Raw genomic sequence first — 18,168 nt, 5'->3', positions numbered from 1 at the left:
ACGCCCCTCACCCGGCGCCTGACGGCGCCACCCTCTCCCTCTGGGAGAGGGTTGATTCATCAGCGCTTTTCTCCGTTGGGCCGGTTGCGGCCGAAGGCGCAGCCGCCCTCGCCCCCTCCCCTCAATGAAAATCCCGCGACTTCGGCAGGATGCGGACATTGCGCGGGTGGCCGGAGATGCGCGGATATTGCGGGTGCAGCGCCTCGTCGGCGCGGCCGACCACCGGCTCGGTCTTGTGGGTGTCGGAGAGGTGCTTGAGCTCCTCGGAGCGGTCGATGATGCGCTCGGCCATCAGGTGGACGACGCCTTCCGGGCTCTTCTGGACCAGGCCTTCGATCAGCAGCAGGCGGGCTCCCATCACCTGGCGGCGGAACTGCTCGAACTTGCGCGCCCAGAGCACGATATTGGTGATGCCGGTCTCGTCCTCCAGCGTGATGAAAATGGCATTGCCATTGCCAGGCCGCTGGCGCACCAGCACGACGCCGGCGACCTTGGCGAAGGCGCCGTCCGGCTTGGCATTGGTGTCGACGCAGCTGGTCACCCCCTCGCCCTGGAAGCGCGCACGCAGAATGTCCATGGGGTGGGCCTTCAGCGACAGCCGGATGGTCTGGTAATCGGCCGCGACATGTTCGGCGAGCGGCATGACCGGCAGGCCGACATCCGCCTCCTCGCCGAGCTCGCGGGCATCGGCCGCGGCGAACAGCGGCAGCGGCTGGTCGTCCGGCAGCCGGCGCACCGCCCAGAGGGCTTCGCGCCGGTCGAGCCCGATCGAACGGAAGGCGTCGGCATCGGCCAGCACATGCATGGCCCGGTTCGGCAGGCGGGCGCGCACCGCGAGTTCCTCGACACTGGCATAGCCCGCGCCGCGCGCATCCGTCAGAGCCGTTGCCCAGTCTTTATGGAAACCGTCGACCTGGCGGAAACCGAGCCTGAGCGCCAGCGCCTTGTCCGGCCGGCGCTGCAGATGATTATCCCACCGGCTCTCGTTGATATCGACCGACCGGGCCTCGACGCCGTGGTCGCGGGCATCGCGGACGATCTGCGCCGGCGCGTAGAACCCCATGGGCTGTGAGTTCAGCAGCGCGCAGGCAAAGGCCGCCGGGTGATGGCATTTGATCCAGGAGGAGATGTAGACGAGCTTGGCGAAGGAGGCGGCATGGCTTTCGGGAAAGCCATAGCTGCCGAAGCCCTTGATCTGCTCGAAACAGCGCTGGGCGAAATCGCGCTGATAGCCGCGCGCCACCATGCGCCCGACCATCATCTCCTCGAAATTCTGGATCGTGCCGGCATTGCGGAAGGTCGCCATGGCCTTGCGCAGGCCATTGGCTTCGTCGTCGGTGAATTTCGCCGCCACCATGGCAAGCTTCATGGCCTGTTCCTGGAACAACGGCACCCCAAGCGTCTTTTCCAGCACTCCCCTCAATTCATTGGCCAGCCCGTGGAGGGGTGACGGCGAAGGGTAGTCCACTTTCTCGACGCCGCTCCGCCGGCGCAAATAGGGATGCACCATGTCGCCCTGGATCGGCCCGGGCCGGACGATCGCCACCTGAATGACCAGGTCATAGAGATTTTTGGGTCTGAGCCGCGGCAGCATGTTGATCTGCGCCCGGCTTTCCACCTGGAACACACCGATGGAATCACCCTTCTGCAGCATGGCGTAGACCTCACCGTCATCCTGCTCGACATCGGCGAGGCCGAGATCCTTCTTCTCGTGTTCCCGCAGGAGGTCGAAGGCCTTGCGGATGCAAGTGAGCATGCCGAGCGCCAGCACATCGACCTTCATCAGTCGCAATTCGTCGATATCGTCCTTGTCCCATTCGATGAAAGTGCGATCGGCCATGGCGGCATTGCCGATCGGTACCATTTCGTCGAGCCGCCCACACGCCAGCACGAAGCCGCCGACATGCTGGGAGAGATGGCGCGGAAAACCGAGCAGGCGCACCGCCAGGTCGACCGCCCGGCGCACGGTGGCGTTCGCGGGATCGAGGCCCGCCTGGCGGATCTGCTCGTCGCTGATGCCCTCGCCCCAACTGCCCCAGATCATGCCGGCAAGGCGCGCCGTGATGTCCTCGGTCAACCCCATGGCCTTGCCGACATCCCGGATGGCGCTGCGCGGCCGATAGCTGATGACGGTCGCGGCAATGCCGGCGCGGTCGCGGCCATAACGCTCGTAAATATGCTGGATCACCTCCTCGCGGCGCTCATGCTCGAAGTCGACATCGATATCAGGTGGTTCACCGCGATTGCTCGAAAGGAACCGGGCGAACAGGAGGTCGTGTTCATTGGGGTCGACGGCGGTGATACCGAGCACGTAGCAGACCGCTGAATTGGCCGCCGAGCCCCGGCCCTGACAGAGGATGCCCTTGTCCTCGGCAACCCGGACGATGTCGTGAATCGTCAGGAAATAGCGGGCGTAATCAAGCTCCTGGATAAGCTGCAGCTCCTGCTTCACCAGGCCTATGACCTTATCCGGAACCCCCTCGGGATAACGGATCTTGGACCGCCGCCAGGTCAGCTCCTCCAGCCAACCCTGCGCGGTCCAGCCCGGAGGCACCGGTTCATCGGGATATTCATATTTGAGCTGCTTGAGCGAAAATGCGACGCGGCCGAGCAGGTGCTGGGTCTCGTCGATCGCCTCCGGGCAATCGCGGAACAGCCGCGCCATTTCGCGCGGCTCCTTCAGGTGCCGGTCGGCATTGACCTCGAGCATGCGGCCGGCGGCCTCGATGGTCGTGCCTTCGCGGATGCAGGACATGACGTCCTGCAGGTCGCGCTGCTCGGGCGCGTGGTAAAGCACGTCATTGACCGCGATGAGGGCGACGCCGGCGGCGTCTCCGATCCGGAACAGGCGGGCAAGCCGGCGCCGGTCGTCGCCGCGCCGGTGCATGGCGGCGCCAAGCCAGACCGCTCCGGCGGCCGCCTCGGCGACCCGCGCCAGCACCGCCGGCAGGCCGTCGAGGCTGCGTTCCGGCATGACGATCAGCAACAGCCCGCGGGGATCGGCCAGGAGGTCGTCGAGGACAAGGATGCATTCGCCCTTCTTGGCCTTGCGATTGCCGAGGGTGAGCAGCCGGCAGAGCCGGCCCCAGCCATCCCGGTCGGCGGGATAGGCAATGATGTCGGGCGAGCCGTCGGCGAAGACCAGCCTGGCCCCGACCGCCAGCTTGAAACCGGCCAGAGCCGCCTCGCCCATGGCCTCTTTCACCTTATTGAGCGCCGCATAGGCCCGGACCACGCCGGCGACCGTGTTGCGATCGGCAATACCGATGCCGTTATGGCCGAGCGCGATCGCCTTCAGGACCAGGTCCTGGGCCTGCGAGGCGCCGCGCAGGAAGGAGAAATTGGTCGCGGTCGCGAGCTCGGCGTAAGCGGTCATGCGAACAGCCCGTGCAGGAACCAGCGCGGCCCGGCCGCGCCGCCATAAAAGCCGCTGCGGAACAGCCAGAAACGCCGGCCGTCGCTATCCTCGACCCGGTAATAATCGCGCGCCGGCCGGTCGGCCTGCCGCCACCATTCCGCGGCGATCCGCTCCGGCCCCTCGGCGCGGGTGACGTCATGCCGGCAGCGCCGCCACAGAAAGCTCATGGGCGGTCCGTCCGGCACCTCGGCGATGGCCTCGATCGGCTGCGGCGGGTCGAACACGTGCAAGGGCCGCGCCGGCGGCTCGTCCGCTTCGGCCTGGCGCCAGGCCGCCTCTTCGGCCGCCGCGCCGAGCGCCGGGACGAGATGGGCCGCGCGGTCGGGATCATGGCTGTCGCGCGCCGCGAAGCGCAGCACCCGGTCGGCGCCGAAACGGGCGACCAGCCGGTCGATGAGCTCGGCCATCTCGTCGTCCTCGACCGCATGGCCGTCGAGGCTGGTCTGGGCCACCGCGAAGGGCTCGGTCGCCGGCACCGACAGGCGGATCAGGTCGAAACCGAAACCCGGATCGATCGGATCGGCCAGCGCCTCCAGCCGCTCGGCGAACAGCCGCATCACCGATCTGGGGTCGCGGGTCGGCCGACCGGTCTCCACCGCGATGCGCCGGACCGCGCCGTCGGCCCGGAAGAAGCTCGCCTCGAAGGCGCGCCCGCCCTCGCCGCGCTGTTCCAGCAGCGCGCCGGCCTTGGCCATCAGCAAGGCGAGCGTGCCCTGGATATCCTCGGCGCGTGCGATCGGTTCGGCGAAGCGCCGCTCGACGATGCAGGCCGGCACCGGCCGGCGCGGCGTGATGCGGATATCCTCCAGCCCCAGCACCCGGTTGAGCTCAGCCGCCAGGACCGCGCCGAAACGGGCGGCGAGCGGGGCCGAGGGCCGTGCCGCAAGATCGCCAATGGTCTTGAGCCCGGCCCGCGACAGGGCCGAGATCGTCTCGGCGGGCAGGCCGAGAGCCGCGACCGGCAGCGCTTCGACCGCCGCCGCCTCGCCGCCGGGCGCGACGATGGCCAGCCGGCCGAAGCGGGCGAGCGCCCGCGCCGCCTCGGGCGTGCCGGCGATCGAGGCCCGCGCCTGGACCGCGATGCCGGCGAGCCGGCGACCGAGATCGGTCCTGAGCGCCGCCTCGCCGCCGAACAGATGCGCACAGCCGGTGACGTCGAGCGTCAGCCCGTCGGGCGGATCGAAGGCGACCAGTGGCGTGTAGCGGTCACAGGCCTCGCCGAGCCGCGCCATGAAGGCCGCATCGGCGGCCGGATCGCTCTCGATCGCCAGGATGTCGGGCACGCGGGCCCGTGCATCGGCGAGCGTCAGGCCGGGTGTCAGCCCGAGTGCCTGCGCCCGCCGGTCGACCGCGGCCAGCCGCAGCGCGCCCCTGACCTTCTCGGTGAACACCAGCGGCCGGTCAACCGGCGCGCCGGAGGGGTTGAACCTCCGCCACCGGTCGGCTGGCAGGAACGGCAGCCAGACGGCCAGGTAGCGGCGCTGCGATGGACCAGTCTCCACTCCTGAAATGACCGACATCACGATCCCACTCCACACGCCATTGCCGGGGGGACACGCCGGCACGGTGACGCAACAAACGGATGGCGAAGGCCGGCAGGCCCGGCGCATTGGCTTCAAGCGGCCTGGAAGGCGCGGCGCGCACCGACCAGCGGGTCGAGGCCGCGCTCGGCACGGGCGATGCGGCGACCCGCACCATCAAGGTGGTCACCCGCGAGGCCGCCGCGGTCAGCGACAGGCGGCGCGTGGTGCTGAGGTCGAACACTTTCGCGTCGCCCCAGGGCTCGATCAGCACCGCGCCGAGCGCCGCGCAGCGCGTCGCCTCCCCGCCCGCCTTGAGCACATCGGCGGCATCCCTGGCCTTGACCAGGATGAGCTGGCCCGGATCGAGGCCGAGCTCGGCGAGACCGCTGGCATCGAGCCGGCCCGCTTCCAGATCGGCGAAGTCCTGGCGCACCCAGACGATCCTGCCGCCATCGGCGGCCCTGAGCGCCAGCGCCAGCGCGAAGCCTGACGCCGCCGTCGCATCCACCGCGGCTTGCGCGAACACCTCGTGCACCGCCGCCCGCTCGAGCCCGCCGCCCAGCGGCTCATCCACCGCCGGTAGGCCCAAGGCAAAAAGATCGGACGCGCCGAGACAGGCCGGCCGCTCCAGAGCCGCCAGCTTCAACCTCAGCGCGCGGACGGTTTCCGGAGCCGCGCTCATATGCATGTTCCTATTTCGTTCTCATCAAACAACGCCGGCGCGACAGAGTCAAGGCCGGCGGAAACCATCCGATTGAAAGCAGAAAGCCCGCCCTGACGCGCAGGCCCGGCCTTGGCCGAGCGGCGCAGCGGTAGAGGCAGCGCAAGGGTGAGCAAAAACGCTTACTATGGTTACCTAAGGTAAAAAAGATACTTGACAGCTCTCAGATAAAGCGTCCGCGAGCATGATGGAATATTTACACTTTTGGCGGTTACTGGGCACCATCGCTCAATTCAGCGCAGTGCCGCGACGCGGCGGCGGTGCGAAAATTCTCCAGGTCTTGCAATGCGCGGCAGCCAGATAGCAGAAAGTTCCGGCGCTATTCTCATCCCTGTCCTGGAACAGGCGATCGACGCCGTCGTCATCATCGACGAGCTCAACAACGTCATCTTCTTCAACACGGCGGCGGAAAAGCTCTGGGGCTACAGCCGCGCGGAAGTCCTCGGCAAGAATGTCCGGCTGCTGGTGCCCCAGGCCATGCGCCCCGCCCATGACAGCCAGATCAACCGCAACCGCGCCGGCGGCGCCGACACGCTGGTCGGCAAATCCGTCGAGGTGCCGATCGCCAGGAAGGACGGCACGGCGGCCTGGGGATCGCTGTCATTGTCCAGGATCCGGGCCGACGGCAAGATGCTCTTCTCGGCCTTCATCAAGGATGTCACCGAAGAGGTGAAACGGCGCGAGGAACTCTACCTCCTGTCGCTGGTCGCCGACGAGACCGACCGCGCGGTGATCATCACCGACAGCCGGCGCCGGATCGTCTATTGCAACCGCGCCTTCACCGACATGTTCGGCTATGAGCGTTCGGAAGTGATGGGCCAGTCGCCGACCGCGCTGCTGCGCGGCCAGCACACCGACCCGCGCTCGCTGGCGCGCCTGAACGAACTCGCCAGCCGCGAACGCGGGCTGCATGAGGAAGTGCTCGGCTACACCAAGTCGGGCAAGGAAATCTGGCTCTCGGCCACCATCAACCCGATCTTCGATCCGGCCGGCCGGTTCCAGCACGCGGTTTCGGTGATCGCCAACATCACCGAGACCAAGCAGACCCAGGTGCTGCAACAGCATGTCCTGGAGGCCCTGGCCAATGATCGCCCGCTGATCGAGGTCGCCGACCTGATCTGCCGGCAGGTCGAGGCGATCACCCCCGGCGTCGCCTGTTCGATCCTCACCATCGACCCGAACGGGCTGATGCATCCGCTGGCGGCGCCGAGCCTGCCGGACCATTACTCCCAGGCGCTCGATGGCCTGAAGATCGGCCCGGACGTCGGCTCCTGCGGCACCGCCGCCTATCTCGGCGCGCCCGTCCTGGTCGACGATATCGAGACCAGCCCCTTGTGGCAGCCCTACAAGTCGCTGCCGCTGCCGCTTGGCCTGCTCGCCTGCTGGTCGAGCCCGATCAAGCTGAAGGACGGCCGCGTCGCCGGCACATTCGCCTTCTATTTCCGCGAGAAGCGTGGCCCGAGCGCCTGGCACGAACGCCTGGTCGAGGCCTGCGTGCATCTCTGCGCGCTGGCGATCGAGCGCCACGACGCCAAGGCCCATATCGACCAGCTGGCCTATTACGACACGCTGACCGGCCTGCCGAACCGCCTGCTGCTCGGCGACAAGATCGACCAGTCGATCGCCGCCGCCGCCGCGGGCCAAAAGGAAGTGGCCCTGCTGTTTCTCGACATCGACAATTTCAAGGACGTCAACGACACGCTCGGCCACTCCGCCGGCGACACGCTGCTGATCGAGATCGGCCGGCGCCTGCAGGGCCAGCTGCGGGCCGGCGATATCGTCAGCCGGCTGGGCGGCGACGAATTCGTCGTCATGCTGTTCGACTGCGGCGTCGAGCACGCGGCAAGCGTCGCCGGCCGGATCCTCGAGGCGCTCGCCGCGCCGATCCTGGTCGACGCCATGGCGCTGCCGGTCTCGGCCAGCATCGGCATCAGCCTCTATCCGGGTGACGGGCCCAACAAGGAGGCCCTGCTCAAACATGCCGACACCGCCATGTATGAAGCCAAGGCCGCGGGCCGCGGCACCCATCGCTTCTTCAGCCAGGACATGAACCTGATCGCCCAGGAGCGCCTGATCCTCGGCGCCGCGCTGAGCGACGCCCTGTGCCATGGCATGCTGCAGCTGCATTATCAGCCGCAGATCCGCTCCGAGGACGATGGCCTGCACGGCGTCGAGGCGCTCGCCCGCTGGCACCATCCGGTCCACGGCCAGGTGCCGCCGGCCAAGTTCATCGCGATCGCCGAGGAATGCGGGCTGGTCGAGGCGATCGGCGAATGGGCGCTGGGCGAGGCTTGCCGCCAGATGGCCGAATGGCGCCGCCGTGGCATCGCCATCCCCATCGTCTCGGTCAACCTGTCGCCGCTGCATTTCCGCAACAACCGCCTGCCCCAGCTCATTGCCGGCGCCCTCGAGCGCCACGGCCTCGCGCCCGGCGCACTGACGCTGGAGATCACCGAAAGTGTCATGATGGACGACTGTCCGGAAACCGCGGCGACGGTCCAGGCCGTGCACGCGCTCGGCGTTCGCCTGTCGCTCGACGATTTCGGCATCGGCTATTCCAGCCTGTCCTCCATCACCCGCCTGCCGATCGAGGAATTGAAGATCGACCGCAGTTTCATGCGTGACCTGGAGACCGACCAGAATGCCCGCGCCGTGGCGTCCGCGGTCATCCGCATCGGCCACAGCCTGGCGCTCAACGTGGTTGCCGAAGGCGTCGAGACCGATGCCCAGCGGCGCTTCCTGCAAGCTTTGCGCTGCCATGTCCTGCAGGGCTTCCTGTTCGCGCCGGCCCTGCCCGCGAGCGAACTGGAGAGCTGGCTCGGCCGCCGCGAACGGCTGCGGTCACACGCGCGGGTGGCCTGAACCGCAGCGCGCCCACCGCGCTTCCACCTGGATCAAGTCGGCCGCGTGGCCGCCAGCAAGAGGAAGGGTGGGCGGCGGCACTCCAGTTGCAGCGCCGGCCGGGAGGCCAGGGCAGCGGCCGTCGGCGCGGGCTCACCCAGATGGGCGATCCGGAAGCCGCTCGCGATCAGCCCGTTGACGTAGCTCTCGACCGTGCGGTGATACTTGATCACCCCATCGACGAACCAGCGCGTATCCCGCCTCCCCTCGTCCCGATAGCGGTCCACCGGCCAGTGCAGGGCATGGCCGCCGTCGTCGCGCACCCAGCCCACCGGGTTCGCCGTGCACAGCGGATGTTCCACCGAGAAGATGAAGTGGCCCGCCGGCTTCATCGCATCGAAGACCCGGCCGAGCACGGCTGGATAATCGGCGACGTAGTGCAGCGCCAGCGACGATATCACGAGATCGAATGCCGGCCCGTCGGCCGCATAGTCCTCGATCGCGGCGCGCCGATAGGTGATGGCGGCGTCGTCGGTGAGGCTGGCGGCCTCGTCGAGCATGTGCTGCGAGATATCGACGGCGGTGACGTGGGCGGCGCCTTGCGCCCGGGCGAAACGGGCAAAGTCGCCGAAACCACAGCCGAGGTCGAGAATATGAAGCCCCTTCAGGGCCGGCAGGAGCCGGCGCAGCGCCGGTGTTTCAAGTGCGCCGTTGAGGCCCGAATCCGCGCGCCTGAGAGCCCGGTAGCCTTCGAAAAAAGTCGCGTCGTCATAGATGTTCTGCGGCGCGGGCGGCATACCGGACGTCACTTCACGGCTCATTGCAAGAGGATCCCCGTCAAGGCCCAACGGCGCCATCGAGGAATGACAGGCCGCCGGCTCACGGCGAGCGAGCCTCGGGTCACTTCTTGTCCAGACTGTGACCGGACGGCAGGCGGTCGATCGCTCCGGCCGGGTGCAGGGCGCGCCAGGCAAGCCGCGGCGCGCCCCGAATTCAGCCGGACCGCAGCGTCATGGGCAAACGTCCCAGAAGCCGCGGGTCCTGCTCGGATCGGTATAATACCAGCAATAGCCCGGCGCCGGCGGCCGGCTGGCGGCATAGGCGCCCGCGGCCGCCGCCGAGACGAAGCCGATCGCCGCGCCCGCCGCGATGGCCCCGCCCGGACGCCACCAGTAGCCGCCCGGACGGACCCAGCCGCCCGGACGATAGCCGGGCCTGACCGGCACCGGCCGGTAGCCGGGACCGAAGCCCGGACGATAACCCGGGCGATAGCCGGGACGGCCGACGGCGACGCCGCTCCTGACCGCCACCCCGCCGCGCGGCCCGCGCACCACTGTGCGGCCGGCGACGGCCCGGCGGCGCTGCATTTCCCCGGGCGCGCTAATATCGCTGCGCGCGACGGCGACCGGGTCGGCGACCGGCGCCGCCCGCACCGGTTCCAGCCCACCAAAGATCAGGGCGCCGAGCCCGAAAATTCCTAAGGTAACGCCGTTCAACCGCATGGCCCTGTCTCCTTGAGGCTGCGAACCGGCGTCCAAGGCGCCGGCCGCGGACGATGAGGCCGGGCAAGACCATCGTCTTGCTTGAGGCCCGACCGTCCGTCGTGGCGCTGGTCTGGAGCGCCGAACCGCGCAATCTTGACGGAAGAAACGAGCCCTCCTATCCGGAAAGACGACCGGCGAGGCTCGGCAATAGCTGCAGAAGGTCCCGGCAATTGAACCGCCCGCGCGTCAGGGAAATCCCCTCCGGCGTCCGAGCTAGCTGCCCCGCGGCGGGTCGAGACGGCACATTTCGTCGCCGGAGAAGGCGCGCGAGCGCGTGAGAAAGCGCTGCTCGGTACCGTTGTCGAGCGAGAACATGCCGCCCCGCCCGGGCACGACATCGATGATCAGCTGGGTATGGCGCCAGACGGCGAATTGCGAGGCGCTGATATAGACCGGCGCGCCGCCGATCTCGCCGAGCAGGACGTCGCGGTCGCCGACGATGAAATCGGCCTGCGGATAGCACATCGGCGACGAGCCGTCGCAGCAGCCCCCCGACTGGTGGAACAGGATCGGGCCGTGCTCGCCCCTGAGCCGTCGGATCAGGTCGAGCGCGGCCGGCGTCGCGGTGACGCGATCGAGGGAAGCCTCGGTCATGATGGACCTCTCGTCCGCCGGAGAACGGCAAATAAAGGCCCGGCACGGCCGCCGGCACGGAGCGGTGCGGGGCCATGCCGGGAAGGGTCGCCCGGCGGGGAAGCGCCGGGCGGCGGGGGTCAGAAAAAGCCGAGCTTCTTCGGCGAATAGCTGACCAGCAGGTTCTTGGTCTGCTGGTAGTGGTCGAGCATCATGCGATGGTTCTCGCGCCCGATGCCCGATTGCTTGTAGCCGCCGAAGGCGGCATGGGCCGGATAGGCGTGGTAGCAATTGGTCCAGACGCGCCCGGCCTGGATCGCCCGGCCGAAGCGGTAGGCGCGATTGCCGTCGCGGCTCCACACGCCCGCACCCAGGCCGTAAAGCGTGTCATTGGCGATCGACAGGGCTTCCTCGTCATCCTTGAAAGTGGTGACCGAGACGACCGGGCCGAAGATCTCCTCCTGGAAGATCCGCATCTTGTTGTGACCCCTGAACACGGTCGGCTGGACGTAGAAGCCACCGGCGAGCTCGCCCGGCAAGGTGTTGCGGGCACCACCCGCCAGGACCTCGGCGCCTTCCTGGCGGCCGATGTCGAAATAGCTCAGGATCTTCTCCAGCTGTTCGGAGGAGGCCTGCGCGCCGATCATGGTCGCGGGATCGCGCGGGTCGCCCTGGGTGATCGCGCTCACCCGCGCCAGCGCCTTTTCCATGAAGCGGTCATAGATGCTCTCATGGATCAGCGCGCGGCTCGGGCAGGTGCAGACCTCGCCCTGGTTGAGCGCGAACATGACGAAGCCCTCGATCGCCTTGTCGAGAAAATCGTCATCTTCCGCGGCGACATCCTTGAAGAAGATGTTCGGCGACTTGCCGCCGAGCTCCAGCGTCACCGGGATCAGGTTCTGGCTGGCATATTGCATGATCAGCCGGCCGGTCGTGGTCTCGCCGGTGAAGGCGATCTTGGCGATCCGGTTGCTCGAGGCCAGCGGTTTGCCCGCCTCCAGGCCGAAGCCGTTGACGATATTGAGGACGCCGGGCGGCAGGATGTCGGCGATGAGCTCGGCAAGGACGAGGATCGAGGCCGGCGTCTGCTCGGCCGGCTTGATCACCACGCAATTGCCGGCGGCGAGCGCCGGCGCCAGCTTCCACACCGCCATGAGCAGCGGGAAGTTCCAGGGAATGATCTGGCCGATGACGCCGAGCGGCTCATGGAAATGATAGGCGACCGTGTCGTGGTCGATTTCCGAAATGCCGCCTTCCTGGGCGCGGATCGCACCGGCGAAATAGCGGAAATGGTCGACGGCGAGCGGCAGGTCGGCCGCCGTGCTCTCGCGGATCGGCTTGCCGTTGTCGAGCGTCTCGGCGAGCGCCAGGACCCCGATATTGTCCTCGATCACCTGGGCGATCCGGTTGAGCAGCACCGCCCGCTCGGCCGGGCTGGTGCGGCCCCAGCTGTCCTTGACGGCATGGGCGGCGTCCAGCGCCGCATCGATGTCGGCCGCGTCGGACCGGGCGACCTCGCAGAGCAGCCGGCCGGTGACCGGCGAGGTGTTCTCGAAATAGCGGCCACCCACCGGTTCGGCCCAGCGGCCATTGATGAAATTGCCGTAGCGCGCCTTGAACGGCGTCGCCGTCGTGCGGATGAGTTCCGGCTTGTTCATTGTTTCCTCCAGACTTGCGCCATCGCGGCGGAGCGAAGAGGAGGATCGGCGGGAGTGCCCGGCCTGTCAGGATGGCCCGAACGGTTTGCGCACCCGATGTGTCGCAGGATTGCGACACATCGGAAAGCCATCCGCGGCCGGCCTCAGCGCGGACGCTCCAGCCCGAGACGGGCGAGCTTGCGGTGCAGCGTCGCCCGGCTGACGCCGAGGAGCCGGGCGGCGGCGGAGACATTGCCATGGGCTCTCGACAGCGCCCGCTGCACCGCGCCGCGCTCGGCCCCGGCGAGGTCCTCGGCCGGGCTCGCCGGCTCGCCGGCCAGCAGATCCTCGGCCGGGAACGGCCGGGCGAGATGGGCGTCGGTCAGTCCATAGGCGAGGCGCGCCGCGCGGCTCGCGCCGATCACCAGGTCCTCCCGGTCGACCGCCAGCAGGCCGCCCGTGCCGCGGCCGCTATCCTGACCGACCAGGATGCGCGCGTGGCGGAAGCTCTCGCGGAAATGGCTCGCCTCGATCCGGTGTGCCGCCTCGTTGGTGGCGGCCGCGATCAGTTTCAGCATGGCCGGCGTCAGGTCGGACCGGCAGGTGGAGACGTCGAGGGCGGCGCAGAGCTTGCCCTCGGCATCGAAGATCGGCGCCACCGTGCAGCTCAGCCCGATATTGCGCGTCAGGAAGTGCTGATCCCGGTGGATGGTCAGGGCGCGCGCCTCGGCAAGACAGGTGCCGACACCGTTGGTGCCTTCGCTCGCCTCGCTCCAGACCATGCCGGTCCACAGGCCGAGCCTGAGAAAATCGGCATCGTCGCCGGCGACGCCCCGGCGGTCGAGCGGCACGCCGTCCCGGTCGGTCAGCATGACGCAGCAACCGGCCTCGCCGACCGCCTGGAACAGCCGGTCGATGGTCGCCTGCGACAGCCGCACCAGCAGCTCCATCCGCTCCAGCGCCGCACTGAACGCGGCATGGTCGAGACGCCGCGGCGGGCGGCCGTGATCGGGGTCGAGACCATGGGTCTTCAGCGACCGTGACCAGGAGGCGGCAACAGCCGATTGCGCGGTCGCGGCGCCGTCACTCAGCGTCGAATAGATCAGATCGGCGTGATGCGGCCTGCCCGTTGCAACCATGCCCGCCATCCGTTTCCGCCCGATTCCGCGTTGTTTTGAGCGATGAACGTCAAACGTCTCATCGCCAACATGCGGTTTTGCCTAGTTTCCGACCACATTTCGGGGAAAGTCAATCGCGACAATAGACGCACCCGCTTCGCCCCAGGGGTCGTGCGGGCCGCCTTGCGGCCCCGCCCGGGCTCGCTATTCTCTGGTTCCAAGCGCAGGCGGTGCTCCTCTTCACGGAGCCACCGACAGAGCTGCATGACGAGACAGGGAGGAGATCGCGGATGATGGCGAGCTCGGGAACGTCGTCTGCAAGAAGCCTGGAGAGCGACCATATCAGGGAGATCGAGCGTGTTCTCTCGGGCGCGGCCTCGGCCCGCGACGGCACGGTCGTCCGCTCCTGGCTGCGCTGTGTCGACGAACACAAGCTCGATCCGGCCCGGCCGACGGAAGCCTATATCGTGCCGGACACCCAGCTGCGCGAACATCGCGAGCAATCCGAGCGGCTGATCGGCATCGCGCGCACCGGGCTGGAGAACCTGTTCCGCCAGGTCGCCGGCCAGAACTACGTGCTGCTGCTCGCCGACGCCAAGGGCGTGACGGTCGATTTCCTGGGCGACCAGGTCTTCATGGACCACCTGCGCCAGGCCGGGCTCTATCTCGGGTCGGAATGGTCGGAAGCCCGCACCGGCACCTGCGGCGTCGGCTCCTGCATCGTCACCGGCGAGGCCATGACGATCCATCAGAGCGACCATTTCGACACCACCCATACGCCGCTGAGCTGCACCGCGGCGCCGATCTTCGACACCGGCGGCAAGCTGACCGCCGTGCTCGACATCTCGCTGCTGCGCTCGCCCCAGCCCAAGGTCAGCCAGAACCTGGCGCTGCATCTGGTCACCGCCTCGGCCCGCCGTATCGAGCTCGCCAACCTGATGGCGCAGATGCGCTCCGACTGGGTGCTGCGCTTTTCCCGCTCGCCGGATTTCCTCGATGTCGATCCGGAGGCCGCGGTCGCCCTCGACGGATCCGGCCGCATCCTCGGCATGACCCATGGCGGCGCCATGCTGCTAGCCGGCGTCACCGGCATGGACTGGCGCCACACCGACGGGCTCATCGGCCAGCCGCTGTCGCGCTTCTTCGACATGAGCGTCGACGACCTGCCGAGCTTCACCCGCGCCCGGCCGACCGAGGAGCGCGTCGTCTTCGCCCGCAATGCCAGCGCGGTCTTCGCCCATGCCATCGAGCCGGAGCGGCGGCCGGCGGGCCGGCGTACCGCCATTCCGGCCTGGCCGAAATCGCTCGCCGGCCTCAGCGGTGGCGATCGCGCCATGGAGGCCTTGCAGGCCCGCGCCGCGAAACTCGCGGTCACCGACATTCCCATCCTGATCCAGGGCGAGACCGGCACCGGCAAGGAATATCTGGCCCGCGCGGTCCATGACTGCCGCCCGGGCGACGGGCGGTTCATCGCGGTGAATTGCGCGGCCATTCCCGAACATCTCATCGAGAGTGAACTGTTCGGCTATGCGCCCGGCGCCTTCACCGGCGCGCTGGCGCGCGGCAAGAGGGGCCTGATCGAGGAGGCCGACGGCGGCACGCTGTTTCTCGACGAGATCGGCGACATGCCGCTCGGCCTCCAGTCGCGCCTGCTGCGCGTGCTCGCCGAACGCGAGATCGTCCCGGTCGGCGGTTCGAGGCCCCGGCCGGTGCGGGTCAAGATCATCTCGGCGTCGCACCGCGATCTTGCCGATCTCGTTGCGCAGGGCCGGTTTCGCGAGGATCTCTATTATCGCCTGAACGCGGCGGTGCTGGACCTGCCAGCCTTGCGCGAGCGCGACGATTTCGACTGGCTGCTCGACCGCCTCGTGCAGCAGCGGGCACGGGCGCAGGACCGCCACGTGACGCTCGCGCCGGCGGCACGCCTCAGGCTCGCCGGCCATGACTGGCCCGGCAACATTCGCGAATTGGCCAATGTGCTCGACGTCGCCCTGGCGCTCGGCGACAGCGGCGTCATCACGCCGGACGACCTGCCGCCGTTCCGCCGCGCGAAACCGGCAGGGACCGACAAGGTCGCGGCGCCGGCGCTGCCACGGCCTCGGCCCGCGAGAGGCCCCGAGGCGCTGGAAACCGCCTTGGCCGCGTGCCGCGGCAACCTGTCGGAAGTCGCCCGCCGCCTGGGCGTCGACCGCACCACCGTCTACCGCCGGATGAAGCGCCAGGGCCTCGCCGTCACGCGCTAGATGTCAAGTCCCTGCCCCACTATGAAGCGGCCTGCGCCCGCGGCTTCAGGATCGCGTAATTGCCATTGGCCTGCGCGATCAGCTTGTCGTCGACATGGAGCCGGGAATCGAGATTGGCGATGGTCCGCCCGCGGTTGAGCATGACCGTGGTGCAGCGGATGAGGCCTGAGGGCACCGGGCGAAAATAGCTGATCTTGATTTCGATGGTGGCGCAGGTCTCGCCCTTTTCCAGGGTCGGGTAGAGCGCCACGCCCATGCCGGTATCGGCAAGGGCATAGATCACCGCACCATGGGTGACCCGGTGCGGATTGTGATGAAGATCCGGGGCGATCGTGATGGAGCAGATGCTGTGACCCGGGCCCTGCTCGTCGATGCGCAGCTGGATCGTCTCGGCGAAGGGATGGAACATCAATGCGTGTGGCAATGGCGTCAAGACTGGCTCCTCGGCACGGCTCCCGGCATGCGGTGATAACACCTGGCGCGGCCGCTGCCGCGCCCGCAGACCATCGGCCTTAGGTCGCATGCCACGCGCCCGGCGGCGCGGCAGGCCACATGTGGCATCCGCCACAGCCTGCCACGTGGCGACCGCGGGCGCACGCGCCTTGCCTCCCCGGAAAGTCTCACTATTCCAGCGAGTTCTCCTGCGCGCCGCTGCTGGCACGGCGCTTGCGCAACTCGCCGCAGCCGCCCTCGGCAAACGAAGGGCTCGGTCCGCAGGAGGAAACAATGCTCGACACATCACCCAATGGCCAGGTCACCCAGCTTCTCGACAGGTTCTCGGCGGCGCTGGCAAAGGGCGACATCGAAGCCGCCGTCGACCTGTTCCAGGACGATTGCTACTGGCGCGACCTCGTCGCCTTCACCTGGAACATCAAGACCGTCGAAGGCCGCGACCAGGTCCGCGACATGCTCACCGCCCAGCTCGGCCATACCCAGCCGGCGAATTTCGCCATTGCCGCCGGCGAGGATGCGACCCACGCCGATGGCGTGACCGAGAGCTGGATCGAATTCGAAACCGGGGTGGCGCGCGGCTTCGGCCATATCCGACTGAAGGACGGTCGGATCTGGACGCTGCTCACCACCATGGCCGAACTCAAGGGCCACGAGGAACCGCTCGGCCATGCCCGCCCGCTCGGCGCCAAGCATGGCGCGGCCAGGAACCGCAAGACCTGGATGGAGGAGCGCCAGGAGGAGGCGGCCGAGCTCGGCTTCTCGCGCCAGCCCTATTGCCTGATCGTCGGCGGCGGCCAGGGCGGCATCGCGCTCGGCGCGCGGCTGCGCCAGCTCGGCGTGCCCACCATCATCATCGAGCGCAATGCCCGGGCCGGCGACAGCTGGCGCAAGCGCTACAAGTCGCTCTGCCTGCACGACCCCGTCTGGTACGACCACCTGCCCTATATCGACTTTCCCAGGAACTGGCCGGTCTTCGCCCCCAAGGACAAGATCGGCGACTGGCTGGAAATGTATGCCAAGGTGATGGAGCTGAACTACTGGAGCTCGACCACCGCCAAGCGCGCCTCCTATGACGAAGCGGCCGGGGAATGGACGGTCGTGGTCGAATGCGACGGCCGGGAGATCGTGCTGAGGCCGAAGCAGCTGGTGCTCGCCACCGGCATGTCGGGCAAGGCCAATAGGCCCGATTTCAAGGGCATGGACATCTTCGAGGGCGAGCAGCAGCACTCCTCGCAGCATCCCGGCCCCGAGGCCTATGCCGGCAAGAACGTGGTGGTCATCGGCGCCAACAATTCGGCCCACGACATCTGCGCCGCACTTTGGGAAGGCGGCGCCGACGTCACCATGGTCCAGCGCTCGTCGACCCATATCGTCAAATCGGACTCGCTGATGGAGCTCGGCCTCGGTTCGCTCTATTCCGAGAAGGCGGTCGAAGCCGGCATCACCACCCGCAAGGCGGACCTGATCTTCGCGTCCCTGCCCTACCGGATCATGCATCAATTCCAGACGCCGGTTTACGACGCCATCCGCGCCCGCGACGCGGCATTCTACGACCGGCTCGAAAAGGCCGGCTTCATGCTCGATTTCGGCGATGACGGCTCGGGCCTGTTCATGAAATATCTCCGGCGCGGCTCCGGTTACTACATCGATGTCGGCGCCTGCGAGCTCGTCGCCGACGGCCGGATCAAGCTGAAAAGCGGTGTCGGCGTCAGGGAATTGACCCGCAAGGCCGTCATTCTCTCCGACGGCACCGAACTGCCGGCCGATCTCGTCGTCTATGCCACCGGCTATGGCTCGATGAACGGCTGGGCCGCCGACCTCATCTCCCGCGAGGTCGCCGACAAGGTCGGCAAGTGCTGGGGCCTCGGTTCGGCCACCACCAAGGACCCCGGTCCCTGGGAAGGCGAGCAGCGCAACATGTGGAAGCCGACGCAGCAGGAGGCGCTGTGGTTCCACGGCGGCAACCTGCACCAGTCGCGCCATTATTCCCAATATCTGGCGCTGCAGATCAAGGCCCGGCAGGAAGGCATAGCCACGCCCGTCTACGGCCTTCAGACGGTGCACCATCTGTCGTGAGCCGATCAAGCCGCCCGGGTC

At 68.1% G+C, this 18,168-nt stretch carries 12 protein-coding genes; 3 read left to right on the top strand and 9 right to left on the bottom strand.

The window, feature by feature from the left end; genetic code table 11:
- Positions 1–121: 121 nt before the first annotated feature.
- The 3 genes from AC07WJ_RS11325 to AC07WJ_RS11315 are packed head-to-tail and all read right to left on the bottom strand — an operon-like array spanning position 122 to position 5,623.
- On the bottom strand, positions 122–3,376 hold the full coding sequence (locus tag AC07WJ_RS11325) for an error-prone DNA polymerase (protein ID WP_494934664.1): 3,255 nt from the start codon (positions 3,374–3,376) through the stop codon (positions 122–124).
- Positions 3,373–4,938 (bottom strand): Y-family DNA polymerase, encoded by a 1,566-nt coding sequence (locus AC07WJ_RS11320; protein WP_494934663.1) that lies wholly within the window; start codon positions 4,936–4,938, stop codon positions 3,373–3,375. Before AC07WJ_RS11320 ends, AC07WJ_RS11325 begins: the two co-directional genes overlap by 4 nt.
- Entirely contained in the window at positions 4,820–5,623 is an 804-nt protein-coding gene (locus AC07WJ_RS11315; RefSeq protein ID WP_494934662.1) for an ImuA family protein, read from the bottom strand. Before AC07WJ_RS11315 ends, AC07WJ_RS11320 begins: the two co-directional genes overlap by 119 nt.
- A gap of 324 nt (positions 5,624–5,947) precedes the next feature.
- Here AC07WJ_RS11315 and dosP point away from each other — a divergent pair, with 324 nt between their 5' ends.
- Positions 5,948–8,524 (top strand): oxygen-sensing cyclic-di-GMP phosphodiesterase DosP, encoded by a 2,577-nt coding sequence (gene dosP, locus AC07WJ_RS11310; protein WP_494934661.1) that lies wholly within the window; start codon positions 5,948–5,950, stop codon positions 8,522–8,524.
- 32 nt (positions 8,525–8,556) lie between these two features.
- Here dosP and AC07WJ_RS11305 read toward each other — a convergent pair whose 3' ends face one another.
- From AC07WJ_RS11305 to AC07WJ_RS11285, 5 genes are all read right to left on the bottom strand, one after another.
- Positions 8,557–9,324: a class I SAM-dependent methyltransferase gene (locus AC07WJ_RS11305; protein WP_494934660.1), complete on the bottom strand. Its 768-nt coding sequence runs from the start codon at positions 9,322–9,324 to the stop codon at positions 8,557–8,559.
- 189 nt (positions 9,325–9,513) lie between these two features.
- Positions 9,514–10,005: a hypothetical protein gene (locus AC07WJ_RS11300; protein WP_494934659.1), complete on the bottom strand. Its 492-nt coding sequence runs from the start codon at positions 10,003–10,005 to the stop codon at positions 9,514–9,516.
- Positions 10,006–10,260: 255 nt separating this feature from the next.
- A complete protein-coding gene (locus AC07WJ_RS11295) occupies positions 10,261–10,641 on the bottom strand; it encodes a DUF779 domain-containing protein (protein WP_494934658.1) in 381 nt (126 codons plus the stop codon).
- Positions 10,642–10,760: 119 nt separating this feature from the next.
- Positions 10,761–12,278, bottom strand: coding sequence for an aldehyde dehydrogenase (gene adh / locus AC07WJ_RS11290; protein WP_494934657.1), 1,518 nt, complete (start codon positions 12,276–12,278; stop codon positions 10,761–10,763).
- A 143-nt stretch (positions 12,279–12,421) separates the two neighbouring features.
- Positions 12,422–13,396 (bottom strand): GAF domain-containing protein, encoded by a 975-nt coding sequence (locus AC07WJ_RS11285; RefSeq protein ID WP_494934656.1) that lies wholly within the window; start codon positions 13,394–13,396, stop codon positions 12,422–12,424.
- Between the two features lie 272 nt (positions 13,397–13,668).
- On the opposite strand from AC07WJ_RS11285, the gene AC07WJ_RS11280 reads away from it, so the two are divergent.
- Positions 13,669–15,618: a sigma-54-dependent Fis family transcriptional regulator gene (locus AC07WJ_RS11280; RefSeq protein ID WP_494934772.1), complete on the top strand. Its 1,950-nt coding sequence runs from the start codon at positions 13,669–13,671 to the stop codon at positions 15,616–15,618.
- 19 nt (positions 15,619–15,637) lie between these two features.
- On the opposite strand, the gene AC07WJ_RS11275 is transcribed toward AC07WJ_RS11280, so the two are convergent.
- The gene (locus tag AC07WJ_RS11275) at positions 15,638–16,051 is read right to left on the bottom strand and encodes a PaaI family thioesterase (protein WP_494934655.1); all 414 of its coding nucleotides are present in this window, start codon (positions 16,049–16,051) and stop codon (positions 15,638–15,640) included.
- Positions 16,052–16,344: 293 nt separating this feature from the next.
- On the opposite strand from AC07WJ_RS11275, the gene AC07WJ_RS11270 reads away from it, so the two are divergent.
- A complete protein-coding gene (locus AC07WJ_RS11270; protein WP_494934654.1) occupies positions 16,345–18,147 on the top strand; it encodes an NAD(P)-binding domain-containing protein in 1,803 nt (600 codons plus the stop codon).
- Positions 18,148–18,168: the final 21 nt, after the last annotated feature.

This window comes from Phreatobacter sp. GW821-FHT04C01 (genome assembly GCF_059420385.1).
This window is presented reverse-complemented; position numbering and strand designations above follow the sequence as displayed.